The organism is Kitasatospora sp. NPDC001683 (assembly GCF_053596495.1).
Window position 1 is genome coordinate 45,230 of record NZ_JBSFGK010000029.1, and the last position, 26,485, is coordinate 71,714.

At 71.5% G+C, this 26,485-nt stretch carries 20 protein-coding genes and 2 pseudogenes; 7 read left to right on the top strand and 15 right to left on the bottom strand.

The features are described 5' to 3' along the window. Positions 1-5: 5 nt before the first annotated feature. From ACWCYO_RS17830 to ACWCYO_RS17840, 3 genes are all read right to left on the bottom strand, one after another. Positions 6-5,000, bottom strand: a complete 4,995-nt coding sequence (locus ACWCYO_RS17830) for an Eco57I restriction-modification methylase domain-containing protein (protein ID WP_449784721.1) — start codon at positions 4,998-5,000, stop codon at positions 6-8. Beyond that, a complete protein-coding gene (locus ACWCYO_RS17835) occupies positions 4,997-7,969 on the bottom strand; it encodes an SNF2-related protein (RefSeq protein WP_449784722.1) in 2,973 nt (990 codons plus the stop codon). The genes ACWCYO_RS17830 and ACWCYO_RS17835 overlap by 4 nt, the downstream gene beginning before the upstream one ends. A 113-nt stretch (positions 7,970-8,082) precedes the next feature. Next, entirely contained in the window at positions 8,083-9,279 is a 1,197-nt protein-coding gene (locus tag ACWCYO_RS17840) for a serine/threonine-protein kinase (RefSeq protein ID WP_270148470.1), read from the bottom strand. 78 nt (positions 9,280-9,357) lie between these two features. On the opposite strand from ACWCYO_RS17840, the gene ACWCYO_RS17845 reads away from it, so the two are divergent. Next, the gene (locus ACWCYO_RS17845) at positions 9,358-9,792 is read left to right on the top strand and encodes a transposase (protein WP_270148467.1); all 435 of its coding nucleotides are present in this window, start codon (positions 9,358-9,360) and stop codon (positions 9,790-9,792) included. Here ACWCYO_RS17845 and ACWCYO_RS17850 read toward each other — a convergent pair. From ACWCYO_RS17850 to rpe, 3 genes and pseudogenes are all read right to left on the bottom strand, one after another. Beyond that, positions 9,738-10,159: pseudogene (locus ACWCYO_RS17850) on the bottom strand (transposase); the annotation flags it as partial. The gene ACWCYO_RS17845 and the pseudogene ACWCYO_RS17850 sit on opposite strands and share 55 nt — an antisense overlap. 149 nt (positions 10,160-10,308) lie before the next feature. Continuing rightward, positions 10,309-11,268 carry a pirin family protein gene (locus tag ACWCYO_RS17855; RefSeq protein WP_270148466.1) on the bottom strand — a complete coding sequence of 320 codons (960 nt, stop codon included), beginning with the start codon at positions 11,266-11,268 and terminating at the stop codon, positions 10,309-10,311. A gap of 190 nt (positions 11,269-11,458) precedes the next feature. Then, entirely contained in the window at positions 11,459-12,142 is a 684-nt protein-coding gene (gene rpe / locus ACWCYO_RS17860; protein WP_270148465.1) for a ribulose-phosphate 3-epimerase, read from the bottom strand. Between the two features lie 214 nt (positions 12,143-12,356). Between rpe and ACWCYO_RS17865 the strand changes: the two genes are divergently transcribed. Together ACWCYO_RS17865 and ACWCYO_RS17870 are read left to right on the top strand one after the other, a co-directional pair. Beyond that, positions 12,357-13,220: an SCO6745 family protein gene (locus ACWCYO_RS17865; RefSeq protein WP_270148464.1), complete on the top strand. Its 864-nt coding sequence runs from the start codon at positions 12,357-12,359 to the stop codon at positions 13,218-13,220. Positions 13,221-13,420: 200 nt separating this feature from the next. Next, complete coding sequence (locus ACWCYO_RS17870; protein ID WP_449784723.1) at positions 13,421-14,272, top strand: SCO6745 family protein; 852 nt, start codon at positions 13,421-13,423, stop codon at positions 14,270-14,272. 81 nt (positions 14,273-14,353) lie between these two features. Here the strand turns inward: ACWCYO_RS17870 and ACWCYO_RS17875 are convergent, their stop codons facing one another. From ACWCYO_RS17875 to ACWCYO_RS17900, 6 genes are all read right to left on the bottom strand, one after another. After that, positions 14,354-15,010, bottom strand: a complete 657-nt coding sequence (locus ACWCYO_RS17875) for a C39 family peptidase (RefSeq protein ID WP_270148461.1) — start codon at positions 15,008-15,010, stop codon at positions 14,354-14,356. Positions 15,011-15,046: 36 nt separating this feature from the next. Further along, entirely contained in the window at positions 15,047-15,619 is a 573-nt protein-coding gene (locus tag ACWCYO_RS17880; protein ID WP_270151367.1) for a DUF4188 domain-containing protein, read from the bottom strand. 94 nt (positions 15,620-15,713) lie between these two features. Further along, complete coding sequence (locus ACWCYO_RS17885) at positions 15,714-16,340, bottom strand: TetR/AcrR family transcriptional regulator (RefSeq protein WP_449784724.1); 627 nt, start codon at positions 16,338-16,340, stop codon at positions 15,714-15,716. A 407-nt stretch (positions 16,341-16,747) separates the two neighbouring features. Continuing rightward, positions 16,748-17,734, bottom strand: a complete 987-nt coding sequence (locus tag ACWCYO_RS17890) for an aldo/keto reductase (RefSeq protein ID WP_449784725.1) — start codon at positions 17,732-17,734, stop codon at positions 16,748-16,750. A gap of 60 nt (positions 17,735-17,794) precedes the next feature. After that, a complete protein-coding gene (locus ACWCYO_RS17895) occupies positions 17,795-18,616 on the bottom strand; it encodes an ABC transporter permease (protein WP_449784726.1) in 822 nt (273 codons plus the stop codon). Beyond that, on the bottom strand, positions 18,616-19,605 hold the full coding sequence (locus ACWCYO_RS17900; RefSeq protein WP_449784727.1) for an ATP-binding cassette domain-containing protein: 990 nt from the start codon (positions 19,603-19,605) through the stop codon (positions 18,616-18,618). Before ACWCYO_RS17900 ends, ACWCYO_RS17895 begins: the two co-directional genes overlap by 1 nt. A 98-nt stretch (positions 19,606-19,703) precedes the next feature. On the opposite strand from ACWCYO_RS17900, the gene ACWCYO_RS17905 reads away from it, so the two are divergent. Further along, the gene (locus tag ACWCYO_RS17905) at positions 19,704-20,438 is read left to right on the top strand and encodes a TetR/AcrR family transcriptional regulator (RefSeq protein WP_270148456.1); all 735 of its coding nucleotides are present in this window, start codon (positions 19,704-19,706) and stop codon (positions 20,436-20,438) included. Between the two features lie 86 nt (positions 20,439-20,524). Here the strand turns inward: ACWCYO_RS17905 and ACWCYO_RS17910 are convergent, their stop codons facing one another. Next, entirely contained in the window at positions 20,525-21,907 is a 1,383-nt protein-coding gene (locus ACWCYO_RS17910; RefSeq protein WP_449784728.1) for a pyridoxal-phosphate dependent enzyme, read from the bottom strand. An 82-nt stretch (positions 21,908-21,989) separates the two neighbouring features. Further along, on the bottom strand, positions 21,990-22,421 hold the full coding sequence (locus tag ACWCYO_RS17915; RefSeq protein ID WP_270148454.1) for an SRPBCC family protein: 432 nt from the start codon (positions 22,419-22,421) through the stop codon (positions 21,990-21,992). A 523-nt stretch (positions 22,422-22,944) separates the two neighbouring features. Between ACWCYO_RS17915 and ACWCYO_RS17920 the strand changes: the two are divergent. Next, a pseudogene (locus ACWCYO_RS17920) lies at positions 22,945-23,160 on the top strand (carboxylesterase); the annotation flags it as partial. Beyond that, positions 23,157-23,714 carry a hypothetical protein gene (locus ACWCYO_RS17925; protein WP_449784729.1) on the top strand — a complete coding sequence of 186 codons (558 nt, stop codon included), beginning with the start codon at positions 23,157-23,159 and terminating at the stop codon, positions 23,712-23,714. The pseudogene ACWCYO_RS17920 and the gene ACWCYO_RS17925, both read left to right, overlap by 4 nt. A gap of 97 nt (positions 23,715-23,811) precedes the next feature. On the opposite strand, the gene ACWCYO_RS17930 is transcribed toward ACWCYO_RS17925, so the two are convergent. Further along, a complete protein-coding gene (locus tag ACWCYO_RS17930; protein WP_270148450.1) occupies positions 23,812-25,209 on the bottom strand; it encodes an alpha/beta fold hydrolase in 1,398 nt (465 codons plus the stop codon). A 202-nt stretch (positions 25,210-25,411) separates the two neighbouring features. Between ACWCYO_RS17930 and ACWCYO_RS17935 the strand changes: the two genes are divergently transcribed. Next, positions 25,412-26,401, top strand: a complete 990-nt coding sequence (locus ACWCYO_RS17935; RefSeq protein WP_270148449.1) for an ArsR/SmtB family transcription factor — start codon at positions 25,412-25,414, stop codon at positions 26,399-26,401. The last annotated feature ends 84 nt before the right edge of the window (positions 26,402-26,485 follow it).

Consider the following 26,485-nt stretch of genomic DNA (forward strand, 5'->3'; position numbering starts at 1 on the left):
GGGTGTTACCGGCTTTCTTCCGGAGCGAAAGCGGACGTAGTAGTGGAAAGGGCGTGGGCGCCCCTGTCGCGACCGAGGAGATCGCCGTGGTCACCGTGCTCGGCGGCGTACGCGGCGTAGTCGCCGTACTCTCCGGCGAGCAGGCGCGCGGTGAAATCCGCGTGGGCGCGCGTCATCTCGGTTTCACGGTTCGGCTTGACCCAACCCTCCGGGATCTCGGGCGTCGGATCGCCGTTCCGGGTGGCCTTCACCCACGCCTTGACGACCGCCGCCTCCTCCGGGGTCTGCCGGATGCCGACGTTGTGCGTGGCAGCACCGATCTTGTGACCGTCGGGCGCGAAGAACATCTCCCACTCGTACTTGCGCAACACGGCGAACTGAGAGCGGTACATCGCGCACAACTGCTCCGCGGTCAGCCCCAACATCACTGCGACGAGCGCGTCGATCTCGACCAACGCCATCCGCCGGTCGTACTCCGTGCGCAGCGGCGTCGCCATCGACCAGGCCGGCTCCACGTCCTGGATGCGCGGACGGGTCGAGACCGGATCCGTCCACCGGTCCTTGAGCCACGCGTCCTCGAATAGTTCTTCCCACAGCGGCGCGTAGTCACGGGTGAGGCAGTTGAGGCGCAAGGTTCGCAAAAGGAGAGGAGAGGTAAGGGGATGGCTTAGCGGCGCCGGGAGGCCACGCAGAAGTGCAATGTTGGCCTCAGCTGAGCCGGAGACCTTGACCAAGTAGTCAATCACTAGCGAAGCCCAGAGTCCAGCTGTCACACCGGTGTTCCGAACTTCCGAGAATGCAAGACTATGCACTGTGTGGACGTGCGTCGGCCCGGGGGGAAGGATCGCAGCCTGCAGGGATCGCTCAGTATTGGATGTGATCATCCTTCGCCAAGCAACCCGAAAGAACCTACCCGAAGGGATATCATCCCAGGCTCGTCGAGCCAACTCGAAATCCTTAACCGAGCAGGCGCGAGCATAGTTAACTCGAGGGAGTGCAAATTCCGGAAGTTCCAGGAGATTCCAGGCCGAGTAGTCTTTATTTGACTTACATCCGGGATTGGCTTGCTTGGCAAAGGGTGTCGCAATGGAGAAATGAGGCCCTTGCAGAACTACTTCCGACCATGAACCTGGGGCATGGGTCCGCCACTCAATGATCCCGTCCGCCTTGGCACCCGCTTCGTCCAGCTCCCTGGACCACCAGAAACCACTGCCCATGCGCTCCGGGAACTTGGACAGGGCAAGGAGCGCCTGGTTATCCGCAGTGGACACCGGCCGCAGTGCACGCGCCTGCGTCGCAGGCGTGCCTGGCGGGTCGATCAACGCAGCCCAGTCGCCCAACGTACTGCCGGAAACGCGAACGATCCGTTCGCGGTGAGGTCGCCTGTCCCAGCCGCCCTCCGGGAACTGAATGCCTGGCAGTTCACCGCCTCCGGCATGCTCGAATGAGTGATCTACCACCGATGGGTGAACGACGCGCGCAATCTGCACGAACTCGATCTCTCGGGGCGACCCGTAGACGCTGATACCAAAGTTCTTATTATTGTCGACTTCCTCAAACAGCAAGAGGTTGTTGCCGAACTGGAAGTGACGCCGAAGCCTCGGATACGTCGCCGCGCGGAACGATCCGCCTGCCGGCACAGCGAAGTGGTTCTCCTCATGGATAAGAGCTGCAGAACCATATCGATTGAGATTTCGCCATGCCCTTTCCATGAAATTTACATACAAATTGGTCTGCATGCCAAACAACAGTGGGTGATCAATCGGAGACCCGAGATGTCCGCTGATTCCAGCCCAGGACGCCACATCAAGAAGATACGACGCCACAGCGGACGAATCGGCCAGGGCTGCCGCCCTCCGGTCCGACTTGAGCGCGACGGGGGCCTTCTCAACAAGGCCGAACCACGCGTCATGCTCGGCAACAGCCAGGTCGTCGTCCCATTCGAACTTCAGCCACGGCGGGTTCCCGACCTGAAGATCAAACCCACCGCTCGCGAAAACGTGGGCGAACTCCAACTCCCAGTGGAAGAACCCCTCCCGCTGGCGGATGACCTCCACCTCACTCAGCCACGGGAAGCGCAGCATCACCGACGGCATGTCAGCACACTGGCTCATCGTCCTGTCGAACGAGTCGTCGATCTCCAGCTTGTCGAAGTCACCGGTGTCGCCGAACAGGCCGAACGCGTCGTCGAGGCCGGCCGCGCTGCCGCCCTTCGTCGACTTCGCCTTGGCCTTCGCCGGCGGGACGCCGAGGACCGCCTCGCAGAAGGCCAGCCAGTCTTCCAGGGACGGCGGCTCGGGCATGTCCGGCTGACCGACAGGCCAGAACCACAGGGCACACCAGGCGTCCATGACCAGCTTCAGCCGCCCACGCGGGGCGCCGGGCTCGTGGAGCGCGGCCTCGACCTTCTCGCGCGGCACCGTCCCGGACGAGCTCGGCAGCGGCCGCTCGACCTCGACCTCCCACACCGCGATGTCGCGCCGCACCTCGCGTTCGCTGACGACGAGGCGGCGCTGTGTCAGCTCCCACAGCCGTTCGACGCGCGTGGCCAGTGCCAGCAGGCGCTTGACCTGCGCGGTGGACGGCGTCGCCGTGACCTTCTTGCGCCACTCGGCCAGCCGGTCGCGCTCGGCCCGCGCCAGCTCCTTGGCCTGCTTGGCATCGGCGACCGCACCCCACCCCTTCGCCGGCAGCAGGAAGTGGTGCACCTCCTCGCCGGCTCGGAAGGCACCCTCCTCCGCGCCGTCGAGGAGCGGCCGGTCCGTCGGAACGGTCGTCAGCCACGCCTTCTTCTTCAGTGCCTCCGCCGCGTAGACCGCGCGCCGTGCGCCGATCAGTGAGTTTCCTCGGCGCAGGTGCAGGCCGAACCACGGGGCCTTCAGCCCCCTGTGCATGGCGTTGAGCCACAGTGAGACCTCGGCCAGCTCCACGGCGGTCTGGTTGAGGTCCACGCCGTAGCAGTTGTGCAGCGCCAGGTACGCCTTGACCTTCTGCAACTCCGCCTCGTACCGGTCGGGCGGCAGCTGGCGGTCAACGCCGGTCTCGGCGGTCAACTCCGCCGCGCGTCGGCGCAGGTACTCGGCCGCGAGCTGGTTGATGGCCTCGTTGAGGAAGGCCCCCGAACCCAGCGCGGGCTCGCACACCGAGAGGTCGAGGATGTCACGGGCACGCGTCGTCGTGGCGTCCTGGTCGAGCAGTTCCGCCAGCGCGTGCTTGACCGTGCTGCGAGTCAGCACTTCAGGTGTGTAGTACGACGCGGACCGCTGTCGCTCGCGACCGGAGAGGCGATAAACGAACGAACCCTTCCGGTGCAGGACGCGCTTCATCGAACCGGTCAGCTCGTCCCGGCGCTTGACGAACACCTCGTCGTCGTAGTCGTCCGCGTTCCGGTACGGGACGACCCAGGTGCCGGCCAGACCGTCCGTGTCGGGCTTCGCCACCTCGAACACGTCCTCGGCGGCGAAGAAGCCTGTGTAGGACATCAGGCCCTCGTAGACAGCTCCGAGCTGGTTGATGCCCAGCTGCGCGTACGAGATGAAGCCGCGCCCGCCCTTGCCGTTCTTGGACCGACTCAGCATCAGCAGGTTGAGCACCTGCCACAACACCTTGTTGCGCAGCTTCGTCTCGACGCGCCTGCCCTCGATGCGTACCTCACCGATCAGCGGGGTGGCATCGGCACCGAAGAGGTCGCTGCGCAGCGCCTCGAAGCGGATGCCGTCAGCGTCGAGAGCCACCGTTTCGCCGTCCTCCGGCTCCGCGGTGCCCGCGCGGTCGGCATCCGCCGGGCCCTCGAAGGCCCGGTGGCCCTGGTCGACGAGGCGGAACAGCAGGTCCAGCGATTCGTGGAAGTGCGTGCCGTCCTGCGACTCCTCGGGCAGGTCGTAGGAGACCAGCTCGCCGAGCCGGGCCAGACCGTAACCGTCCTGGTAGGCGTCATCCTTGCTGGGCAGGATGCCCAGCTCCGGCCGGGCTTCGGCGTAGAGCAGGAAGAGGATGCGGTACAGGTAGCGAAGCGACTCGCGGGTGAGCCGGGAGGCCAGATCGGCGCTACCGCCGAGCTCGGCCGGGTCACCGCCGGCCTCGGTGATCCGGTCGAGGACCTCCTGCGCGATCAGCTCGACCGACTGCCGCAGACCCTCCCGCAGCTCCTTCGAGACGCCCACGGCGTGCTTGCGGCCCTCCTCGACCAGGTTGTCCAGGAACCCGGCGACGCCGCCCTCCGTGAGCAGGGACTCCGCCCCGAACAGGGCTGACACGGCCTCCAGTTCACCACCGTCGTCGGCGAGATTGCGGTCCAACGCGGCGTCGACGCTGACCGCCAGGAACCGGCCCTCGTGCCAGGCGGTACGGTCGGCCAGCACCGCGGCACCGCCTGCGAGCAGCAGGACGTAACGCGGCGCGGACAGGTCGTCGCAGCCGAACAGGTACGACACCGCCTCGGCAGCCCCGGTGATCTCCTGCTGCCCGTCCAGCGCGATCGGGGCCAGCAGCTCGGCGCCGCCGTCCGCCGGATCTGCGACGACCAGCTCCGCGTCGGTGCTCCAGCTGACGTCCAGGGCGATGAGCTCGATGCCGCTCGGCCCCTTGACCGCCAGGGACACCGGCACGCGGCGCACCTTGTCGCCGCGCAGCACCTCCAGCTCCGCCCGCCTGAGCCTGGAGTGGCCGCCGGCGCCCGTGTGGGCGGCTGCACTGCGGTCCACCACACGGTCGCCCTTGCCGTCGCTCTCGACGTACGCGAGCGCAGCCAGCAGCGCGTCGTTGAGCCCGCGGAGCTCGGTGTCCGGGTCGCCCTCGCCCTCGGTGATCCGTACCTTGGCACGGAAGTACTCGCGGCCCAGGCTGCGCACGCCCGAACGCGAGGAGGGCCGACCGGTGCGCTCAGCCGCCGCCCACGTCTTGCGCAGGCCCTTCAGCTCGTTCGGCAGCAGCTCGGCCAGGAAGTGCGCGGAGATGTACTCGCCGCGGTTGACGATCGCCTCGAACGCCACGATGGTCACGCGCCCTTCCGCTCGTGGTTCTTCCGCTGTTCCGGCCCGACGTGACCGTCCGGTCCGGCGGGAACGAGCACCCCGATCACTCGGACCATCGCATCGCCCTGGGGCGCGAGCTGCTCGATCAGCTGCTCGACCTCTATGGCCGTGTTCTGCACCTGCTGTTCCTTGTGCTCCCGGCGCACGCCGCCGAGCGTCAGCTGCTCGTAGGCCGCCTGACTTGCCCGCCGCCAGGAGACGAGCCGCTCCCCGTACTCGGTCAGTTGGTCGAGCAGTGGCCCTTCCTGTTCGTGCCGCAACTGCGCCAGGTGCTCTCTGGTTGCCGCCACGGCTGCTGGTACCAGCTGCTTCAACACTTGCTCGTCACCCGTGAACGGGCGGTTCACCATGCCGGGTCGAATCCCGGCCCGTTCCAGGACTCCCACCAGATCGTCGTCGAAGACCGGCGCCCCGCGCTCCAGGCCAGTGACGCAGGGCCAGGCCAGCACGGTCGGATGGCCCTTGGCGTTGGCGTACATGCCCTGCATCAGGAACACCGGGCCGGACACGTTGGCGGTGATCACAGGGGCGGTGTTGCGGGCCAGCCTGACCAGGACCTTGTCCGTCAACCACTCGACCACCGGGTGCTGGTCCGTCAGGAAGGAGACGTCGGGCCAGCCCGAGGTCTCGCGGCGCTCCTGCTTGGTGATTGCACCCTTGCTGCGGCCTCCGCTGCGTTCACGGGCACGGTCCAGGCGCTGCTGGGCGAAGCCACGGTCGAAGGTGACACGCAACTGCTCGAGCACGCCACGCTCATCCAGATAGGACTGCGGCAGCACCAGCAGGCGACGCTGAAGTTCGGCGTCCGGCCTGAACATCAGCATCTCGGGAAAGTCCGTGCTCCACGTCTTGCCGATGCGCTGCTCGGGGTTCTGGTAGACCTCCTCCAGGGCTTCCTCGACGAATGCCCGGGTGGAGGAGAACAACTGGGGAACGCGATAGTGCTCGCCGGAGCCGTCCACGGTGTGGTCGGCCATGAAGAGGTCGAAGGGGTCCAGCGGCTCAGTGGGCAGGATGGTGTCGAAGTCCTCGCCGTCCGCGAGTCCGTTCGTGATCCGTACCCGTTCCGCCTCCTCGTCGCGCAGTCCGAGGATCGACCCGGCGTCGCCGAGTGTGCGGTGCACCTCGTACTCGCGCTCCAGCAGGCGCTTGGAAACGAGCCGATCCGCCGAAGGTAGCAGCGGATCCTCGTCCTGCCGGACCATCAGCAGGGCTCGGATCTCTGGAGAGTGCTGCTGTCCGTACCGGTCGATGCGACCGTTGCGCTGCTCGATCGTGATGAGCGACCAGGGCAGGTCGAAGTGGATCAGCTGGTTGCAGTGACGGTGCAGGTTCACGCCCTCGGCCGCGATGTCGCCGGTCAGCAGCACCCGCAGGTCGCTGTCGCCCAGCCCGAAGTCCTTGACGATGCGCTGCTGTTCGTCGTCCGCAAGGCCGCCGTGGAGCTGGCGTACCGGGCCGCTGTTCTTCGCCTCGTCCGCCCCACCCACCGGGATGAAGCCCAGCTCGGCCGGCAGGGCCTGCTGCAGCATCTGCAAGGTGGCGCGACGCTCGGAGAAGATCACCACGCGCACTGGCGAGCCGGGGCCGACGCCGAGTTGCTTCAGCTCCGCGACCAGGCGCCGCACCTTCGCCGCGCTCTGCACAGAGACGTCCCCGGCCAGTTCCCCGAGTTCTACCAGCGCCGCACGCTCGGCCACCCGCTTGTCGCGTTCCGGATCGCGGTCGATGGCCGCGACCCGGTTGCGCACCGTTTCGGCGAGCGCCGTGTGTGAGGACAGGAACGCCTTCAGCAACGTGTAGGGAAACAGCCTGGCGCCCTTGCCACTCACCGGGGCCGGGCGACCACCAGTCGGCTTGACCCACACGTCGTACAGCTCTTCGAAGACGCGCTGCTCTGCGTCGCTCGCGACACAGTCCAGCGCCTCGGACGGCCGACGGGAGGCCCACATGTGGCCGATCTCCGCCGAGACGTCCGAGGACATCTTGTGGCGGCGCACGTACAGGTGCTCCAGTTGCTTCTCGTCGTAGTCGCTCGTGTCGGGGATGGCCGTGGGATCGAGCAGGCTCAGCAGCTCGCCGAAGGACTCGCGCTGGCCGTTGTGGGGCGTTGCACTGGCGAGGACCAGCGCATCCGTCTTGGGTGCGAGCAGCTGAGCAAGCCGGTTGTTCTTCGTGCCGGTGTTGATCAGCTTGTGCGACTCATCGATGACGACGGCGTCCCAGGTCACCTGCATCAGGTGACTGCGCCAGCGGTCCGAACGCAGCGTGTCGATGGAGATGATGGCGCGCTTGTAGTACGAGAACGGGTTGCGGCCGGCCGGGATCCGCTGCCGAATGCGCTCGATGCCGGTGGAGTCCAGCCGTACCAACGGGATCGCGAAGCGCGTCCACAGCTCGTGCTGGAACTGTTCCAGGATGTGCTTCGGAGTCACCACGAGAATGCGCTCGCCCCGGCCGCGCCGGATCAGCTCGGAGAGCAGCAGACCGATCTCGAGCGTCTTGCCCAGACCGACCGCGTCCGCGATCAGCAGCCGCGGGCGCAGGCCGCGTAGCGCCGCTCGGGCCGGCTCTCGCTGGTAGGCCAGGTCGTCAACGAGGTGGCTACCCACGGTGGCCAGGCGCTGCTCGGACAACGGCAGTGGCGTCTTGCGAATTAATGCGTCGATGAACAGGCGCGACTGGCGACACTCAGCCGACTTGTCGGGAACCAGTTCGGTGTCCTCGGGACGCAGCGGTGTGACGTGGTCCAGTTCCTCGTGCACGAAGAACACCGCGCGCTGATCACGGACCAGGGGAGAGGTGCCGCGCACGTCCAACCGAGTACCGTCCTTGGCGGTGTCGTTGACCTCTACGACAAGCCAGTCCTCGTCGCGTGCACGGACCTGCATGCCGGCGGCGAACTTTGCCCGTACAGGGTCAGCGGCGGTGGTCACCGGAGTCTCTCCCTGGGTCACTGTGAACGTCATCATCGTGCGGCGGGTGGTGCGGTGGCGGTGCGGTCGATGTCGACCAGGCGTGTTGAGGCCGGAGCCGAGCCGGTAGGCCCTCAGCCGCCGAAGTCGGTGCGGCGTTCGCGAATTCGCTCACGCCAGTGGTCACTCCACGGGGCCGGGCCGTCCTGTGGCTGCTGGCCCGATTCAGGACGGGCCGGCGGCAACGGCACAGCTGCGGGCGGCGGTTGCGGCGCTTCCGCGAGCGGCGTGGCGGCCTGCACAGCGGGCGCTGCGAAGGGCACGGGCGGCGCGGCGGCGATCTGCAGGACGTCACCGATGAAGGCGTCCGGCAGCGGAGGATAGGGCTGGCCGCTGACCGGCACACCGCTGCCGGCCAGCTGGTCCATGGCATCCTCCAGCACGCTCCGCGCTGTCGGGCGGTCCGCAGGGGCGTAGGTCAGCGCGCGCACGACCAGCGGGCGTAGGCCGTCCGGCAGCCCGTCCAGATCCGGCTCCACGTCCAGGACCCGTTGTGGCGCGATGTCGGCATGGAACGGCTGGTGGCCGGTGGCCGCGTACACGAGCGTCGCGCCCAGGCTGTAGACGTCAGCAGCCTCGCTGGCCCGGCGAGCGTCTCTCGCCTGCTCGGGTGCCATGTAGGCGAGGGTTCCGAGTGTCGCATGACCAGTCGTCAGCCCGGTCGCGCCCCCGACGTGCGAAATCCCGAAGTCGATCACCCGCGCACCGTCAGCGGCCACGAGGACGTTGCTGGGTTTGAGATCGCGGTGCAGCAGCCGCACCGAGTGAACCCTCATCAGCGCATCAGCCAGCCCTGCCGCCAGCCACCAGGTCCCCAGCTCGGTCACAGGACCGTGCTGCTGGACCAGATCCTCCAGCGAGGGTGCGTGGATGTACTCAGTGGCGATCCACGGCCGCTCGGACTCGGTGTCGGCGTCCACCAGCGCGGCGGTGTGGAAGCCACCGACGCGCCGGATCGCCTCCACCTCCTGCCGGAACCGCTGGCGGAAGTACGGGTCGTCGGCAAGCGCCGGCTTGATCACCTTGACGGCTACGGGGCGTGTGGTGCGGTACCCGAGGTAGACAGCGCCCATACCGCCCTGGCCGAGCCGCTGGGTGAGTCGGAAGCCTCCGATCGTTCGGGGGTCGCTTTCCCGCAGCGACTCGAACACCCTTGCCCCCGTCCCCTGCCGGCCCATGGTGCCGCGCCCCGCTCCGAACACGCTGCCGTCCACGTCAGTGGCAGTGAGGCTATCAGGGGCACAGATCACCGTCTGCACCTTCTGCGACATCGTTGGTGGGCGGAACGCCTCTGCTCCGCACTCCAACCGAGCTGTACGCGGCGGGCCGGGCCAGCACGGCGCCGGCAGATGGGCGCAACACAACGTTCGCCGGGCCCTCGGGTGAGCGCTACAGCCCGCCCCCGAGCCGCAGTCCGCAGCCGCGCTGCTTTACTACCGGGGGGCGACCGCGTACTGCGGGGCTCGGACCTGTTGCCACTTCCGCCGACGCTGCCAAGGCCCTGCGGGGTGGAGCCCTTCATCAAGCTGCAGCGCACCATCGTCAGGCACCGGGGCGCCATCACCGCCGCTGCGGACCACCGCATGAGCAACGGGATCGTCGAGAGCTTGAACACCAGAATCCACCTGATCACCCGCATGGCTTTCGGCTTCAAGGACAGCCCTGCCCTCATCGCCCTCGTCTTGCTCACCCTCGGCAGCCACCGACCCTACCTGCCGGGCCGTCACACGTTTGTGTTCTCGTTGCTACCGCACTGCCAGGGGCTGTGCGGGGCGGCGAAGTAGGTCCGCAGCCCGGTGTCGATGCGCAGTTGGGCGTGCTGGGCCACCTCCGCACCTGGTCCCAGGACAGCGATCTGCGCAGGTCCTCGGGGAGGTCCGTGATCGTGGCGGTGATGGCGTCGCGGACGGCCTCGGCGCCGCGCCCGGCGAGAGCCGGCACGTTCTCGGCGCGTGGCCCGCCGTGGCCGTCCATGGGCGGCAGGCACAGCAGCATCGTGTACCGGGTGGTGCGCTCCAGCAGAGTGCCGATCGCGGAGCTGTTCAGGCCGAACATGAATTCGCCCTCCCAATGCCCGGGAACCGCAGGATGGTTGGCCTCGGCGGGGCGTTGGCTGATGAGTACTGCCTCACTGGCGAACTGATTGCCACGAAGTCCTGAGTATCGGCGAGCCCTCATTTCGAACCTCCAGAGCGGCCCGCACGACGCTGAAGCGCCCCGCACGCCAGGGCCTGAGGCGCGCCCGGAGTCCCCCTTCCAGCAAGCACCGGAGACAATCCCGCAAGCGACGTCCCCACAGGTCAGCGCTCACGCCCGCGAGCCTTCAGGGGCGTGGCCGGCAGCTCCGGGGCGGGCAGCCGGGCACCGGCGTAGCCGTGGACCTGGCCGAAGCGGGTGCCGGTCATCCAGTCGGCGCGGGCCCGGGCAATGTCCTCGGTGGAGCGCCCGATGAAGTTCCACCACATGACGATCTTCTCCTCGAAGGGTTCGCCGCCGAGGAGCAGGACGGCGGCGTCGGAGCGGGCGAGGAGGGGGAGTTCCTGGCGGCCGCAGCCGAGGTAGAGCATCGAGCCGGGTTCGACCGGGACGCCGTCCACGTCGATCCGGCCGGTCATGGCGAGGACGGCGTACTCGAACTCGGGGACCAGCGGGAGGCCGAGGTCGGTGCCCTCGGTGAGGGCGAGGTCGGCGCCGACCAGCGGGGTGTGGGTGGTGCCGGGCGAGGTGGCGGTGTCCAGGGTGCCGAGGATGACGGTGGCGCGCAGGCCCCGGGCGGTGACCACGGGCAGGTCGGGGTGGTGCTCGAAGGCGGGGGCGGTGTGCCGGTGGGCGTCCGGGAGGGCGACCCAGAGCTGGGCGCCGTGCAGGTAGCGGGCGTGCGGGCGGGGGGACTCCTCGGAGTGGGAGATCGCCCGGCCGGAGGTCATCAGGCCCAGCTCGTACGGCCGGATGGTCTGCAGACTGCCGAGGCTGTCGCGGTGCAGCACCTCGCCCTGGTGGAGCCAGCTGACCGTCTGCAGGCCCATGTGGGGGTGCGGCGGGACCTGCATGCCGGGCTCGTCGGCGATGTCGTCCGGGCCGTAGTGGTCCACGAAACACCAGGCCCCGACCATCCGGCGGCCCAGGTTGGGGAGCAGTCGGCGCACCACGGTGCTTTCGCCGAGCGGGACTTGACGAGCCGTCAGCAGATCCTTCACCGGGCCGATGCTGGCCTCGCGGCCGCAGCTGGTCGGGGCGGGCTTGAGGTCGAGGTTGCTCATCGCGGTTCCACCACCGTACGGAGAGGGCCGGGCCGGGGGCGGCCGGGCGGGGCCTCGGAGGGCGTCGTCACCGATCATCCGTCACGGTGCGACGTTCCTCCACCCGTGCCCGGCCATCCGGCCGCAGTGCGACGAGCGAGGCCCCAGGGGCCACCAGGAGGCCCCAGGAGCCCGAGGAGCTCCAGGGGCCTCAGTGCTCGCAGGCCCACCAGGCGTCCGCCGACGCCTTGGCGGCGAGCTCGCGCAGGTTGCGGACGGCCTCCGCCGGGTCCTCCGCGCCGTACACCGCCGAACCGGCCACGAACACGTCCGCGCCGGCCTCGGCGCAGCGCTCGATGGTGGCCGCGGACACGCCGCCGTCGACCTGCAGCCAGACCTCCAGGTCGTGCTTGGCGATCAGCTCCCGGGTGCGGCGGATCTTCGGCAGCATGATGTCCAGGAAGGCCTGGCCGCCGAAGCCGGGCTCGACGGTCATGATCAGCAGCATGTCGAGCTCGGGCAGCAGGTCCTCGTACGGCTCGATCGGGGTGCCCGGCTTGAGCGCCATCGAGGCACGGGCGCCCTTGGCGCGGATCTCGCGGGCCAGCCGGACGGGCGCGGCGGCGGCCTCGACGTGGAAGGTGATCGAGCCGGCGCCGGCCTCGACGTACTGCGGGGCCCAGCGGTCCGGGTCCTCGATCATCAGGTGGCAGTCGAGCGGGATGTCGGTGGCCCGGGCGAGCGACTCGACCACCGGGATGCCCAGGGTCAGGTTCGGCACGAAGTGGTTGTCCATGACGTCCACGTGCAGCCAGTCGGAACCCCGGACGGCCTCGGCTTCGTCGGCGAGCCGGGCGAAGTCCGCGGACAGGATGCTGGGGTTGATCTGGGCCATGACCGACTACCTTCGTACGAGGGCTTGCGAGGGCTGGGCACCCGGGGGCGGGCACCTCGTCCCATCATCTCGCGCCGCACCACCGGCGGTCGCACCCGTCGACCTCCGCGTGACCGTGATCACATCTCACCGAGGGTTGCCGGGACCGCCGCCGTGGCGATCAGCTGTTTCGGCAACCACGGCTCCCGGCCCCTCCAAGGAAGGTGTGTCCCGCATGTCCGACCCTGTCCACCCCGTCCATCCCGCCCGCGCGCTGTGGCGGCTCTTCGAGCCGGTGTACGCCGTCACCTTCCTCCAGCCCGAGAGCCGGGCGGCCTTCGAGGCGCTCGGCCTGGACGGCGGCTGGCACGGCTACTTCGCCGCCCGCTCGGCCCCGCTGGGCGCGGTGAACGCGCCGCCGGTGATCGCCGCGTTCTTCAGCTTCGCCCCGGCGATGGTCGAGCGCGCCCTGCCGCAGGTGTGGACGCAGGCCGACCCCGAGCGGGTGCTGGCCGCCCGGGCCGGGGGTTCGGCGGCCGCGCTGGCCCGGCTGCTGGCGCCCGTGGAGCCCGAGCGGATCGAGGCGGCGGCCGCCGCACTGGAAGGGGCGGTGGCCCGACTGGACTGCGCGGGCCGGGTGCTGGCCGCCGCCAACGCCGCGCTGCCCCGGCCCGACGACGTGCACGGACGGCTGTGGCAGGCCGCGAACACGCTGCGCGAGCACCGCGGCGACGGCCACGTGGCCGCGCTGGTCGCGGCCGGGCTGGACGGCTGCGAGGCGCCGGTGCTCCACTGCGCACTGGACGCCAGCCGCGAGGTGCTCCAGCCGATGCGCGGGTGGACGGACCAGGAGTGGGTGGCCGCGACGGCGCGGCTGGTCGAACGGGGCTGGTTGACGGCGGAGGGGGCGGTGACCGAACTCGGCCGGAACCGGCACCGGTCCCTCGAGGACGCCACCGACCTGGCCGCCGGCCGGGTGTGGGAGGACCTGCCGGACGGCGAACTCGACCGCCTGACCGCCCTGTTGAGGCCGATCGCGGCGATCTGCCGCGATCGGATGCCGGTCAATCCGCTGGCGATGCCGCCGGTGGACCTGTGACACGAACGACGGCCATGTGACTGCCGTCACGCCCCGAGCGGGGATTACCGGGGCCTCCCGCGTGGTCATCAGCACTTGAGCGGCCCGAGCGCCCGCCCGGACGGCCCCGGTACCCCGCCGCCCGCGCGACCGCCCTGGGCCGTGCCGACCAGTCGAGCTCCCCGCGCCCGCCCGGAGCCCCGTCCGAGGAAGGTCTCCCGATGGCCGATCTCGTCCATCCCGCCCGCGCGCTCTGGTGGCTCTTCGAGCCGGTGCACGCCGTCACCTACTTCCAGCCCGAGTGCCGCGACGCCTTCGAGGAGGCCGGGCTGCGCGGCTTCTGGCGCGGCTACTTCGGCGGCCGCTCGGCCCCGCTGGGCGCGGTCGACGCGCCGCCGGTGATCGCCGCGTTCTTCAGCTTCGCCCCGGCGATGGTCGAGCGCGCCCTGCCCGCGCTGTGGTCGCTGGCGAGCCCGGAGGAGGCGCTGGCCGCCCGCAGCAAGGGCGCGGGCGCCGCGCTGGCCCGGCTGCTGGAGCACGTGGACCGGGAGCAGGTCGAGCAGGCGGTCGAGACGCTGGAGCAGGCCACGGCCCGGCTGGACTGCGCCGGCCGGGTGTTGGCCGCCGCCAACGCGGCGCTGCCGGCGCCGACCGGGCTGTACGAGCGGCTCTGGCGGGCCGCGACCGTGATGCGCGAGCACCGCGGGGACGGCCACGTCGCCGCGCTGGTGGCCGCCGGGCTGGACGGCTGTGAGGCCCTGGTGATCCGCTGCGCGATGGACATGCGGCGCGAGCAGCTCCAACCGGTACGCGGCTGGACGGACGAGGAGTGGGACGCGGCCGCTGCCCGCCTGGTCGAGCGCGGCTGGCTGACCGTGGCCGGCACGGTGACCGAGCTCGGCCGGATCCGCCACCAGGCCCTGGAGGCGGCCACCGACCTGGCCGCGGCCCGGGTCTGGGAGGACTACCCGCGGACCGAACTCGACGGGCTGGCCGCCGCGTTGAAGCCGATCTCGGCGCTGTGTCGCAGCGCCATGCCGTTCTACCCGGTGGGGCTGCCGGACAACGCCTGACGCTCCCGCCCTTCCTGCCCTTCCTGCCCTTCCCGCCCCTCCCGTCCCTTCCTGCCCTCCCGCCCCTTCCCCCCGACCGAGCTACCGTTCAGCGCCGGGCGGACCGAGCACGACCCCCCGCCCGGCGTAGAACGGCCCGAACGAGCGCCACGGGACGCGCGCGAAGGCCTGCGACTCCCCCGGGAAACCGGAGGGGTTGTGGATCAGCAGCGCCGTCTCCGTGGCGCCCACCGCCAGCACCAGGTGGCCGCCGCGCCGGACCGGCTCCGGCCCGTGCGGCTCCCGGATCGACGGGTGCACCGACACCATCACCAGCCGCCCGTCCGTCACCTCGGCCGCCACCTCCGCGGGCGTCAACTCCGCGGCCCGGGCGGCCAGCCCCCAGCGCCGCCTGACGTACTCCGCGAACGGCGCGTGGACCAGCCCGCGCAGGCTCTCACCGTCCCGGACGTACGCGCCGGCCGCCACGCACTCGCCCGCCAGTGCCATCGCCGTCGGGGTCACGCCCCACCAGTGCTCCAGCGCCATCCGCAGGCAGGCCACCCCGCACAGGCGCCAGGACCACCACGCGTACTCCTCCGGGGTGGCCGCCCCGGACTGCCCCCAGCGCGGGTCCCGCGCTGCGTCCAGTTGCCCGTCCACGATGTCCCGCACCAGCTCCGCGGACTCCCACTGCGCCCGGTACGGCACCTCGTGCACCACCCGCGCCGGCCGCGCGGCGCCGCCCTGATCGACCATGCCCCGACGCTCCCACACCGGGGCGGCCGGGACGACTCACGACACTCCTGGAGCGTCCGCCCGAGCGTCCGCACTGCCCCCCGAACCGTCCCCCGAGCCCTCTCCCGAGCCCTCCCCCGAGCGGAAGGCCAGCCGCTGGGCGGCGTGCCGGCCGCGTTCCTCCACCGGCAGCTGTCCGGTGGCACCGGCCAGGCCGAACGCCGGCATGTCGAAGTAGATCGACTCGTAGCCCCCCTCGGGGACGATGTACGTCTCGTGCCAGAGCCCGACGTGCCCGCGGGTCTTGCCCGCCCGCACCTTCCGGTTGGCGATGCCCCATACGGTGTGGTGGAAGCCGTCCGGCGCGGTGGAGTAGCGGTACAGCGCCTCCTTCGACTCCCAGTACTGCACGACGTAGTAGGTGCGCGGCGAGGCGGTGAGCAGGATGCGTCCGCGCAGGCCGCGTTCGGGGCTGCGGCGCAGCTCCCACAGCATCCGGAACATCGCGTACATCACCGGGCCCCAGTGGTGCACGGCCCAGAAGCGGTTGATCCGCATGCCGATCAGCAGCACCACGGTGTCGCCGGTGGCGGCGGCGGTGGTGTAGCCCGGTCGCGGCTTGGCGAACAGCGGCATCTGCGCCTCCCGGAACTCACTCTCATGCAATCGGTGATTACATCAGCGCGCACCACGCCGGTCAAGGCTCGCTACAGCTACAAGTCCGTTACTGCGCAGGCGGATTGATGGATCCGGCGATCCCCTGGCGGAAGGTGTCGAGCACCCGGACGGCCAGCTCCTCCGCCCGCTCGGCCGGCAGATAGCCGTCCACGATCATCTGCGCCAGCCCGTAGACCAGTGCCTGCCCGGACAGCAGCACCAGCTCCGGATCCCCGGGGCCGACCCGGCCGGCCGCCTGGTCCGCCACGACCAGTTCGGTGAACGCCCGGTCGATCCCGTCCAGTCGCTCCCGCAGCCGCGGGTCCCGGGTGGGCGTGAACACCCGCGAGCGCACCAGCTCGAACCGCCGCGGATGGCGCAGCGCATACCGGACGAACCCCAGCCCCAGCGCCCGCATCGCCGACCCGCCGACCGCCTCGGCGGCCGCCACCTCCGCCTGCTGCCAGCGGACGAAGTCCGCCAGCACCCGGTCCGCCACCGCCGTCAACAGCGCCTGCCGGTCGGCGAAGTGCCGGAACGGCGCCCCCGCCGACACCCCCGCCCGGCGCGCCACCTCCCGCACGCTCACCTTCTCCTGCCCCTGCTCGTCCACCACCTCGAATGCCGCCGCCACCAGCGCCTCCGGCAACGCCCCGTGGTGGTACGCCCCCCGCTCCCCAGTCCGCTCCGTCATGCCGTCCCCGCTCCGGGTGTCACTCGTCGTGATGGTTGAGTTACGCCGGCCCGGAACGATAACCGAGTTCCGGCCGGGCCTACGGTCGGGCTGGCGGGAAGTCCGGTCTGTGGAGCTGATGCAAGACCGATGGGCGGCACACCGTCCCTCCGCCGGTAACCCCAGGTCGGCAATCGGCCGCGAAGCGGAAAGCCCGACCCGCGAGGGCCGGAATCCTCCCGCGTCAGCCGGAGGGGGCTGTCAACCCTGCCTTGCCGCCACAGCGATCCGGACGGGATCCCGCTGCGCCGGGCGAGCCCTGCGACGCACGGCCGCGGACCCCGCAACGGCCGACGCTCGCCCCGGCCACACGGCCGGGGCGAGCGAACGGCTTGCCGAAACACCACCCTTCGGGCCGACGGCCGGTCCTACCAGGCGTAGTCCTCCGGGGCCGGCTGGTGGCCGGGGAAGAGTTCGTCGAGGCGGTCCAGGGTCTTCTGGTCGAGCTCGAGGTCGAGCGCCGCGAGGGCGGCGTCGAGGTGGGCGGGGGTGCGGGGGCCGATGATGGGGGCGGTGACGGCCGGGCGGGAGAGCAGCCAGGCGAGGGCGAGGTCGGCGGGGTGGGTGCCGAGTTCGTCGGCGAAGTCCTCGTAGGCCTGGAGGCGCTCGCGGTGCTTCTCGGTGAGTTCGCTCGCGTAGCCCAGGGCGCTGCGGCCGCGGGTGCCCTCGCGCTCCTTGCGCAGGACGCCGCCGAGCAGGCCGCTGCGCAGCGGGGACCAGGGCAGCAGGCCGAGGCCGTAGTGCTGGAGGGCGGGGATGACCTCCAGCTCGACGGTGCGGTCGAGCAGGTTGTAGAGGGACTGCTCGCTGACCAGGCCGAGGAAGTGCCGGGAGCGGGCGGCTTCCTGGGCCTGGGCGAGGTGCCAGCCGGCGAAGTTGCTGGAGCCGACGTAGATGATCTTGCCCTGGGCGACCAGGACCTCCATCGCCTGCCAGATCTCCTCCCAGGGCGTGTCCCGGTCGATGTGGTGCATCTGGTACAGGTCGATGTGGTCGGTCCGCAGCCGCCGCAGGCTGGCCTCGACGGCCTTGCGGATGGCGAGCGCGGAGAGCCGGCCCTCGTTGGGCCAGTCGCTCATCTCGGCGTAGGCCTTGGTGGCGAGTACGGTGCGCTCGCGGCGGCCGCCGCCCTGGGCGAACCAGCGGCCGATGATCTCCTCGGTGCGGCCCTTGAGGTTGCCCTCGGGGTCGCGGCCGTAGGTGTTGGCGGTGTCGAAGAAGTTGATGCCGCGCTCGTGGGCGGTGTCCATGAGGCGGTGGGCCTCGGCTTCCTCGGTGTGGGGGCCGAAGTTCATGGTGCCGAGGCAGAGGCGGGAGACGGTCAGGCCGGTGCGGCCGAGGTGGGTGTACTCCATGGCGTCCCACCTAAAGCCACACCGGCCGTGGTGTCCAGCACATTCGCCGGACCGGGCGGGTCACCGCCCGTGGGTGGCGAACTTCCGTACGGCCAGCGGCCCGCAGAGCAGGAGCAGCACGGCGCTCCAGAGCAGCGTGGCCGGCACGGCGTGCTGCATCGGCCAGGCGGTGCCGGGCGCCGCCGGGTTGCCGAAGAGCTCGCGAGCCGCCTCGACCACGGAGCTGATCGGGTTCCAGTCGGCGATCACCCGCAGCCAGCCGGGCATCCCGCCGGTGGGCACGTACGCATTGGTGACCATTGCCAACGGAAAGACCACGACGGAGAGTTGACCGGCCGCTTCCTCCTTGCCGACGGCCAGGCCGAGCAGTGTGCCGGCCCAGGTCATCACGAAGCGGAAGAGCAGCAGCAGCGCGAAGGCTTCCAGCGCGTCGGCCGCGCCGTGCCGGGCGCGCCAGCCGGCGGCCAGCCCGACCAGGGCCAGCAGCGCCAGTACGACGACGCTGACCAGCAGGTCGGCGAGGGTCTGCCCGAGCAGCAGGCCGGTGCGGGAGATCGGCATCGAGCGCAGCCGGTCGGTGACCCCGCGCCCGACGTCGCGGGCGGCGCCGACCATGGTGGGCATGATGCCGTTGGTGGCGACCATGGCGAACAGTCCGGGCATCAGGAACTCCCGGTAGTCCCCGCCGCCGGGCACCTGCATGGCGCTGCCGAAGACGTACCCGAAGACCACCACCATGACCACCGGCACGCCCAGCGAGGCGGCCAACAGGCCCGGCGAGTGGCGGTAGTTGAGCAGGACGCGGAGCATCGAGGTCCCGGTGTCGGAGACCAGCCGGGCCACGACGGACGGACGCGCGGCGGTGTGGGCGACGGCGGACATCAGGCGGCCCTCCCCAGGGCGGCGGACTCACCGGTGAGCGCGAGGAACACGTCGTCGAGCGAGGGCGGGCGCACCGCGACGTCCTCGGCGACGACCCCGGCGGAGTCCAACTCCCGTACCAGCGACGGCAGCAGGACGGACGCGCCCGGCGCGGTCAGCACCGTGACCGTCCGCTCGGCGACGTCCACGTGCGCGTCATTGCCCGACAGTGCCGACAACACCACGGCCGTGGCGGCGAGTTGACCAGGTTCGGCCAGGGTGACGGAGACCTCGCTGCCGATCGCCGCCTTGAGCCGGGCCGGCGGGCCGGTGGCGATCGCGGCGCCGTGGTCGACCACCACGATGTCGTCGGCGAGGCGGTCGGCCTCCTCCAGGTACTGGGTGGTGAGCAGCACGGTGGTGCCGCCGTCGGCCAACTCCTTGACGGTGTCCCAGATCTCCTGGCGGCTGCGCGGGTCGAGCCCGGTGGTGGGCTCGTCCAGGAAGAGCACCGGCGGACTGGTGACCAGACTGGCGATCAGGTCGAGGCGCCGGCGCATGCCGCCGGAGTAGGTACGGACGAGCCGGTCGCCGGCCTCGGCGAGGTCGAAGCGGTTCAGCAGTTCGTCGGCGCGCGCCCTGGCCCGGCGGGCACCGAGGCGGTGCAGCCGGCCGAACAGGTGGAGGTTGTCGCGGCCGGTGATGCCCTCGTCCAGCGCGGCGTGCTGCCCGGCGAGGCCGATCGCCCGCCGGACCTCCTCGGCGTTGCGGACGGCGTCGTGCCCGGCGACCCGGACGGTGCCGCGGTCGGGGGCAACCAGGGTGGCCAGAACCCGGACGGCGGTGGTCTTGCCGGCGCCGTTGGGACCGAGGAGGCCGCAGACGGTGCCGGCCGGGACGGTCAGGTCGAGGCCGCGCAGGGCCTTGGTGGCCCCGAATCGTTTCTCCACGCCCGCCATCTCGATGGCGGGGCCCGCCGCGTGGGCGACGGGTCGGGTGGCGTCGGACATGGCTCCGCCCTTCTCTAGGTACAGCGTACGTAGAAGCTTGGGATGATGCTACTACGTACGCTGTACCTATCTAAGATGGACGGCGAGGTGATCTTTCCGTGCCGTCCAGCAAGCCCCCCGCCACCGGCGACAAGCCCGTGCCCCCCGAGGCCCCCGAACTGATCTGGCTGCGCCCCGAGCGCACCGGCCGCGGGCCCCGCCCGGCCCACAGCCGCGACTCCATCGCGGCGGCCGCCATGGCGATCGCCGACGCCGAGGGCCTGGACGCCGTCTCGATGCGCCGGGTCGCGGCCGCGCTCGGCGCGGGCACCATGTCGCTCTACAACTACGTGCCGAAGAAGGAGCACCTGCTCGACCTGATGCTCGACGCGGCCTGCGCCGAGTACCGGCTGCCCGCCGAGCCGAGCGGCGACGTCCGGGCCGACCTGACGGCCCTCGGGCACGAGCAGCTCACCATCTTCCGCCGCCACCCCTGGCTGCCCGCGCTGGTCGTCGCCCGCCCGGGCATCGGCCCCAACGCCCTGCGCTACACCGACCACTTCCTCGCCGTCACCGCCCCCACCGGCCTGCCGGGCGGCGCGCGGATGGAGGCGATGGCGATGTTCAACGGCTTCATCTGCCAGTTCGCCCAGTACGAGCAGACGGCGGCCGCGAGCGCCAAGTGGCAGGCGGAGATGGTCGGTTACCTCACCCAGGCGGCGACGAGCGGCGCCTACCCCAACCTGGCCCAGGCCTTCGCCACCGCCGGACCGCCGGCCGACCCGGACCAGGCCTTCGACCGCACCCTGGACCGGGTGATCTCCGCCATCCTGGCGCCCATGGCGGGGAGTTAGCCCCGCGGCCGGTTAGCCCCGCGGCCGGGAGTCAGCCCCGCGGCCGGGTTAGCCCCGCGGCCGGGAGTCAGCCCCGAGGCCGGGGGTCAGCCGAGCACCTCCTCGGTCAGCACCCCGGCCGCCTTCCCGTCCACCAGCACCACCACCGCCGGACGCCCGCCCGCCGCCAGCAGCTCCCGCGCCTCGGCCACCGGCTGCCCGACCCCCGCCGTCGGCAGGGCCGGCCCGAGCAGCGGGCGCACCGGGCCGTCGGGCTTGGCCCCGCCGTCCGCGAGCGCCGCCCGCAGCACCTCCCGGGACACCGAGCCGAGCACCTCCGCGTCGGCCACCCCGTACGGGCGCGCCGCCCGCGGCAGCACGACCGGGGCGACCCCACCCGGCGCGAACCGCAACGCCTCCAGCGCCTCGCCGACGGTCGCGTCCGCACCCACCGTCACCAGCGGGCCGGCCGCCTCCAGCAGCGGCCGCAGGCCGTCCGCCTCCTCCTCCTCCAGGAAGCCCCACCGCCGCATCCAGGTGTCACTGTGCACCTTGGACAGGTAGGAGCGGCCCGAGTCCGGCAGCAGCACCACGACCAGGTCGTCCGGCCCCAGCCGGCGCGCCACTCGCAGCGCCGCCGCCACCGCCGCACCGGAGGACGGGCCGACCAGCAGGCCCTCCTCGCGGGCGAGCCGGCGGGCCGTCAGCAGCGACTCCCGGTCCGGGATCCGCTCGAAGGAGTCGACCACCTCCGAGCGGTACGCCTGCGGCCAGCGGTCCTCGACCGTCTCGGGGTGGAGGAAGTGGCCGATGCTCTCGACGAACCACGGGCTGCCGTCCCCGCCCCCGTACGAGGAGGACTCCGGGTCCGCGCCGATGACGGTCACCGCCCCGCCGGACACCTGCTTGAGGTAGCCGCCGGTGCCGGTGACGGTGCCGCCCGTACCGACGCCCGCGACGAAGTGGGTCACCCGGCCGCCGGTCTGCTCCCAGACCTCCGGGCCGGTGGTCCGGACATGAGCGTCGGGATTGGCCTGGTTGTCGTACTGGTTGGCGAGCCAGGCCCCGGGGATCTCCTCGGCGAGCCGCCGGACGACGTTGAACAGGTGCCGCGGGTCCTCCTGCGGCACGGAGGTCGTCGCGAGCACCACCTCCGCGCCGTAGGCCCGCAGGATGTCCGCCTTCTCGGCCGCCGACTTGTCCGACACCCCGGCGATCACCCGGTACCCGCGCTGCCGCCCGACGATGGCCAGCCCGATCCCGGTGTTGCCGGAGGTCGCCTCGACGATCGTCCCGCCCGGCTCCAGCAGGCCGTCCCGCTCGGCGGCCAGGATCATCGACAGCGCGGCGCGGTCCTTGACGCTGCCGCCGATGTTGAGGAACTCGGCCTTGGCGTAGACCGGCGCGGCGATACCGGCGCCCAGTCGGGCGAGGCGGAACAGCGGCGTCCCGCCGATCGCGTCGAGGACGGACTCGTGAACTGCGGCCATCGCGGGCACCCTTCGCTCGATATGTCCGAACGAGCCTGCCCAAACCCGAGGTCGGATAGCCGCCGTCCGCCCCGGGAGAGCTCTACCGGTGCTCGACCAGCTCCTTGAACTGCTCCAGGTCCGTCCGCACCGCCTGCTCGACGGCCCGCACCTGGGCGAAGCCCTTCGGTCCGCCGAACGCGTCCTGCAGCTCGTCCCCGTCGTACTCCAGCCGCGCCTGGAGCGCGCAGTGCCCGCGATCCAGCTCGCGCACGGCAAGGCTGCCCCTCAACTCGGGTATGCCACTGGTCGTCCGCCACGCGAGCACCTGCTCCCCGCTCCGATCGATGAGCTCGGTGTCGATGCCGCGCGGCCCGCCCGCGGCGGTGATGTCGAAGTGCGCCTGGTTGTCACGTTCCGCGAACGCGCTGCGCACACCGTCCACGAAGTTCGGATACTCGTCGAATCGGTGCAGTTGCGCCCAGACCTGATCGGCCGGGGCGTCGATATCGATCTGTTCCACCAGTCTGCTCATCGGATGCCTCACCTCCCGAGCCGGCGGCCCGACCCGGCTCGGCCGGGCCGTCACGCTCCCTCCAGCCTGCGCCGGTCCGTACGCACCCGCACCTTCGCGCCCGCGGCGGCCTTCGTCGGCATCGGCACGGCGCTCGGGCTCGGCGCCTGGCCGCACCGGTCTCTCCGCCGAACCGCGACCGCCGGTCACTGAGCCGGCGGGCCGGGCCGTCACACCGGCCCCACCCGTCCCGGCCTCGCCGAAACCCCTCCTCACGGCTGCTCCCACCCCGTAGCGTGGTCCGGTCGATGATCTTGGCGGACGCCAGGCGCGGACGCGACGCGCAGACGCGACGCACAGTCGCCGCACGCGGCCGCCACGCGAGCAGAACGGGGCACCACGGATGCAGCAGGACCAGGGGTGGGCCGACGACCGCTACGGCGCCGTCGCGGACGCCTTCACCGGCGACTTCACCGACTTCCCCGAACTCGGCGCCGCCGTCACGGTGTTCGTCGACGGCGGCAAGGTGGTCGAGCCGTGGGGCGGCGCCCAATCGGGCTCCGGCCTGCTGCTCGACTCCCCCGCGTTCCGCCCGCTGCTCGGCCCGCGCAGCTTCGGCAACGACGGCGCGGGCGGCCGGTTCGCTTGCGGGGACGACGAGTTCGGCGTCGGCTTCGGCTACGTGGCGAACCGGATGATCGGCCACGGCGACGCCCGCGCCGACCGGCTGATCGAGGCGGTGCGCGGGTGCCTGGGATGACGGACTTCCTGACCCGGCTCACCGAACTCGCCACCACCGCCGACCTCGGCGGCCTGCGCTACGACGCCTCACTGCCCCGACTCGCCACCCGCTTCGGCGACCCGTACGACTCCGGGCGCGTCCACAGGGACGACCGCTGGCCGCACGCCTTCGGCTGGGGCGACGCCTGGACGGTCTTCTGCCGCTGCCGCCGACTCCGCTCCTTCTCCCTGCCGACCTGGCACGGCGAGCTGGAACTCCCCGTGGACGGCGGCGGGTTGCGGACGTACGACACGCGCGTCACCGAGTCCGCGCTGATCGCCGAGCTCACCGCCGCCGGCTGCTCCTGGGAGACGGTGACCTACGAGAACATCCCCGGCCAGCGGACCCTGGAGGTCGCGCCGGCCGAGGAGGTCCGGGTCGGTTTCGTCCTGGTCGATCGGCTCGACCACGACCAACCGCCCCTGACGGACTGGCTGCTGCACAAGGTCAGCCTCTGGGGCTACGACCACCCCGACTGCCCCGAGCGGGACCGCGCCCTGCCCGACGACGGCTGGGGCGCGGCCGAACATTGAGCCGGTGGCGGGCCGTTCCGTCCCCTGTGCGGAACGGACCGCCGCCGGCTGGTCGCTCGGGCGGGTAGGCCCGCTACTTGAGCAGCGGGTAGGCCCGCTACTTGAGCAGGAAGTCGTAGACCGCCTGCCGTCCGGCCGGGTTCGCCGCCCGGGTCTGCACCGAGTGCGCCGCCCCCGGGACGATCACGACCTCCGGGTCGTGCGTCAGCTCCGCCTGCTGGTGCAGCCACTCGTACGGGGTGGAGAGGTCCCGGTCCCCGCCGAGCAGCAGCACCGGCACGTTGGGCAGCTTGCGGTGCGCCGGCGGCAGCGGCGGCACCTGCTCGCGCGGCCAGTCCAGGCAGACCAGCAGGCTGCCCAGCCCGGTCGCGGTCGCGGGGTCGTACGGCCAGGTCTGTTCGACGGTCAGGTCCTGCCGGGTCTCCTCCAGCGCGGCCGCCCGGCCCTCGACCGGGGTGTCCGAGGAGCCCCACGGGTAGCGCCCGTCCGCGCACAGCGTGGCGGCGTGCAGGCCCTGGCTGAGCGCACCGGCCGGGGCGGCGTCGGCCTTGTGCACCTGGTCGATGAAGGCCTGGAGCTTCTCCGGGTGGCCGCCGGCGGCCTCGTGCAGGGCTTCCGGCACCCCGCCGTAGTCGGGGTCGGCGAACTCGTAGCTGGTGAGCGCGTCCAGGATCTGCGCCCCGTTGCCGTACGTGCGGACGGTGACGGCCAGGTCCTCGGCCGGGTCGGTGGTGCAGCCGGTGGCCTGGCAGGCGGTGCGCAGCACCCGGGCGGTGGCGGGCAGCGCGACCAGGTCCAGCGGGTCGTAACCGCCCTGCGGCACCACCGAGTCGAGCACCAGCCGCGCCACGTGCGCCGGGTGGGCGAGGGCGTAGCGCTCGGCGACGAAGGTGCCGTAGGAGACGCCGTCGAGGGTCAGCCGGTGGTCGCCGAGGGCCTGGCGCAGCAGGTCGATGTCACCGACGGTGTCCGCGCTGCTGTAGAAGCGGGCGTTCGGGCCGAGGGCGGTGGCGCAGTCGGCGATGGACTGCTTGCGCGGCACCGCGAGGTCGGAGGAGCCCATGTCCTCCTGCAGGCCTGGGCACTGCAGGGCGCGCTCGCCGGTGCCGCGCTGGTCGTACATGACCAGCCGGTAGTCCTTCAGTACGGGTGCGATCTTGCCCGCGATCCGGCGGATCAGCGGCACGCCGGGCTGGCCGGGGCCGCCGGTGAGGAACAGCAGGTCGCCCTTGGGGGCGTCGGCGTTGCCGGTCATCGCCACGTCGAGCTGGAGGGTGCCGGGGGTTCGGCCGCTGTGGTCGAGCGGCACGGTGATGGTCCCGCAGGTGAATTCCGGCGCGCCCTGGCAGGGTGCCTGCCCGGTGATCCCGCCGCCGTGCCGGTGCGCCCCGGCCGACTGGTCCGGCGCCGCGGCGGCGGGAGTGGCCAGGGTGGTGCCGGCGACCACCGCGACGGCGCCCAGCAGGGCGGCGATGCGGCCGCGCTTGCTCGTCATGTTCGTCCTTCCGCTCGCGCCGCGTCCGTGCTGACGCGGTCACGGGAAACAGCTTGGGCGGGGGCGACTTCGAACGCGAGCATTCGTGTCAGGATTCGACCAGGGTCGAAGGGTTCCGGCCCGAAAGGCCGACAAAACCGACTCGTTCGTACGGTCCGACAGTTCCGACAGGTCCAGCAGGTCCGGCAGGGGGGACGACGGCGTGATCCGGCTCACCATCGACTCGGCCGGGCTCGCCCGCACCCGTTTCGCGGTCTCACCGCTGCACGAGGCGGTCAACACCCTGATGGCCTCCGGGCTCAACTCCCGCACCGGCCCGTACGCCTGGGTGAGCCGCACCCGCCGGGTGCTGCGCCGGGAGAAGCTGGAGCTGCTGTCGGGGCTGGCACTGGAACAGGACGGCGGCTACATCCCCGACTTCCTCTCCCCCCACCCCACCGGCCCCGAGCCGACGGTGGCGGAGCAGCTGGAGGCCGTCCGCCGCACCGACCCCGACCGGGTCCGGGCCGAGCTGGAAACCGTCCAGCGCGGGATCGCCGCCGCCAATCTGGCGGGCCGTCCGGTTCCGGACGCGGTGCTGCGCGGCCTGGAGCGCGGCCCGCGCCACTTCGCCGAGCGGATCGCCGACGAGCTGGGCCGGTACTGGGAGCTGGCGCTCGCACCGTACTGGCCGGACGCCCGGGCGGTGCTGGACGCCGAGATCGACCAGCGGGGCCGCTTCCTCGCCCGGCACGGTTCCGGCGCGCTGTTCAACTCCCTCGCGCCGCAGCTCTCCTGGTCGGACGGGCTGATCCAGCTGGAGAGCCGCTTCGAGGTGACGCTGCCCGCCCGGATGGTGCTGCTGATGCCGACGCTGGTGAGCCGCCGGATCCACGTCATCCTGGATCCGGTCGACGGCTGCCACCGGCCGCCGACGCTGATGTACCCGATCGCACCGCCGGCGGCCGTCCCGCAGACGCCCACGCCGGCGCTGGCCCAGCTGCTCGGGCCGACCCGGGCGGACCTGCTGGCCGCGCTGGTCGATCCGGCGACCACCGCCGCGCTGGCCGCCCGGCACTACCTGAGCGCGGGGACGGTCTCGTACCACCTGGGGGTGCTGCACCGCTCGGGCCTGGTGAGCCGGGTGCGCAGCGGGCGGGAGGTGCTGTACCGGCGGACGCCGCGCGGGGAGGAGCTACTGGCGGGTCGATAGGGGCACATGGTGAGGCGCATGGTGAGGGCACATGGCGAGGGCGCACGCACCGGCGCGTGCCCCGGTTTTCGCGCCCCCAGGTCG

What these genes read in the sequence shown, in the direction of transcription:
- ACWCYO_RS17865 (WP_270148464.1), top strand. Translation starts at nt 12,357, where the DNA reads ATGTCCGACCCTGTCCACCCCGTCCATCCCGCCCGCGCGCTGTGGCGG.
- ACWCYO_RS17875 (WP_270148461.1), bottom strand. Translation starts at nt 15,010, where the DNA reads ATGGTCGATCAGGGCGGCGCCGCGCGGCCGGCGCGGGTGGTGCACGAG.
- ACWCYO_RS17925 (WP_449784729.1), top strand. Translation starts at nt 23,157, where the DNA reads ATGACGGACTTCCTGACCCGGCTCACCGAACTCGCCACCACCGCCGAC.
- ACWCYO_RS17855 (WP_270148466.1), bottom strand. Translation starts at nt 11,268, where the DNA reads ATGAGCAACCTCGACCTCAAGCCCGCCCCGACCAGCTGCGGCCGCGAG.
- ACWCYO_RS17885 (WP_449784724.1), bottom strand. Translation starts at nt 16,340, where the DNA reads ATGACGGAGCGGACTGGGGAGCGGGGGGCGTACCACCACGGGGCGTTG.
- ACWCYO_RS17930 (WP_270148450.1), bottom strand. Translation starts at nt 25,209, where the DNA reads ATGACGAGCAAGCGCGGCCGCATCGCCGCCCTGCTGGGCGCCGTCGCG.
- ACWCYO_RS17845 (WP_270148467.1), top strand. Translation starts at nt 9,358, where the DNA reads ATGGGCGCAACACAACGTTCGCCGGGCCCTCGGGTGAGCGCTACAGCC.
- ACWCYO_RS17895 (WP_449784726.1), bottom strand. Translation starts at nt 18,616, where the DNA reads ATGTCCGCCGTCGCCCACACCGCCGCGCGTCCGTCCGTCGTGGCCCGG.
- ACWCYO_RS17915 (WP_270148454.1), bottom strand. Translation starts at nt 22,421, where the DNA reads ATGAGCAGACTGGTGGAACAGATCGATATCGACGCCCCGGCCGATCAG.
- ACWCYO_RS17900 (WP_449784727.1), bottom strand. Translation starts at nt 19,605, where the DNA reads ATGTCCGACGCCACCCGACCCGTCGCCCACGCGGCGGGCCCCGCCATC.
- ACWCYO_RS17870 (WP_449784723.1), top strand. Translation starts at nt 13,421, where the DNA reads ATGGCCGATCTCGTCCATCCCGCCCGCGCGCTCTGGTGGCTCTTCGAG.
- rpe (WP_270148465.1), bottom strand. Translation starts at nt 12,142, where the DNA reads ATGGCCCAGATCAACCCCAGCATCCTGTCCGCGGACTTCGCCCGGCTC.
- ACWCYO_RS17840 (WP_270148470.1), bottom strand. Translation starts at nt 9,279, where the DNA reads ATGTCGCAGAAGGTGCAGACGGTGATCTGTGCCCCTGATAGCCTCACT.
- ACWCYO_RS17910 (WP_449784728.1), bottom strand. Translation starts at nt 21,907, where the DNA reads ATGGCCGCAGTTCACGAGTCCGTCCTCGACGCGATCGGCGGGACGCCG.
- ACWCYO_RS17890 (WP_449784725.1), bottom strand. Translation starts at nt 17,734, where the DNA reads ATGGAGTACACCCACCTCGGCCGCACCGGCCTGACCGTCTCCCGCCTC.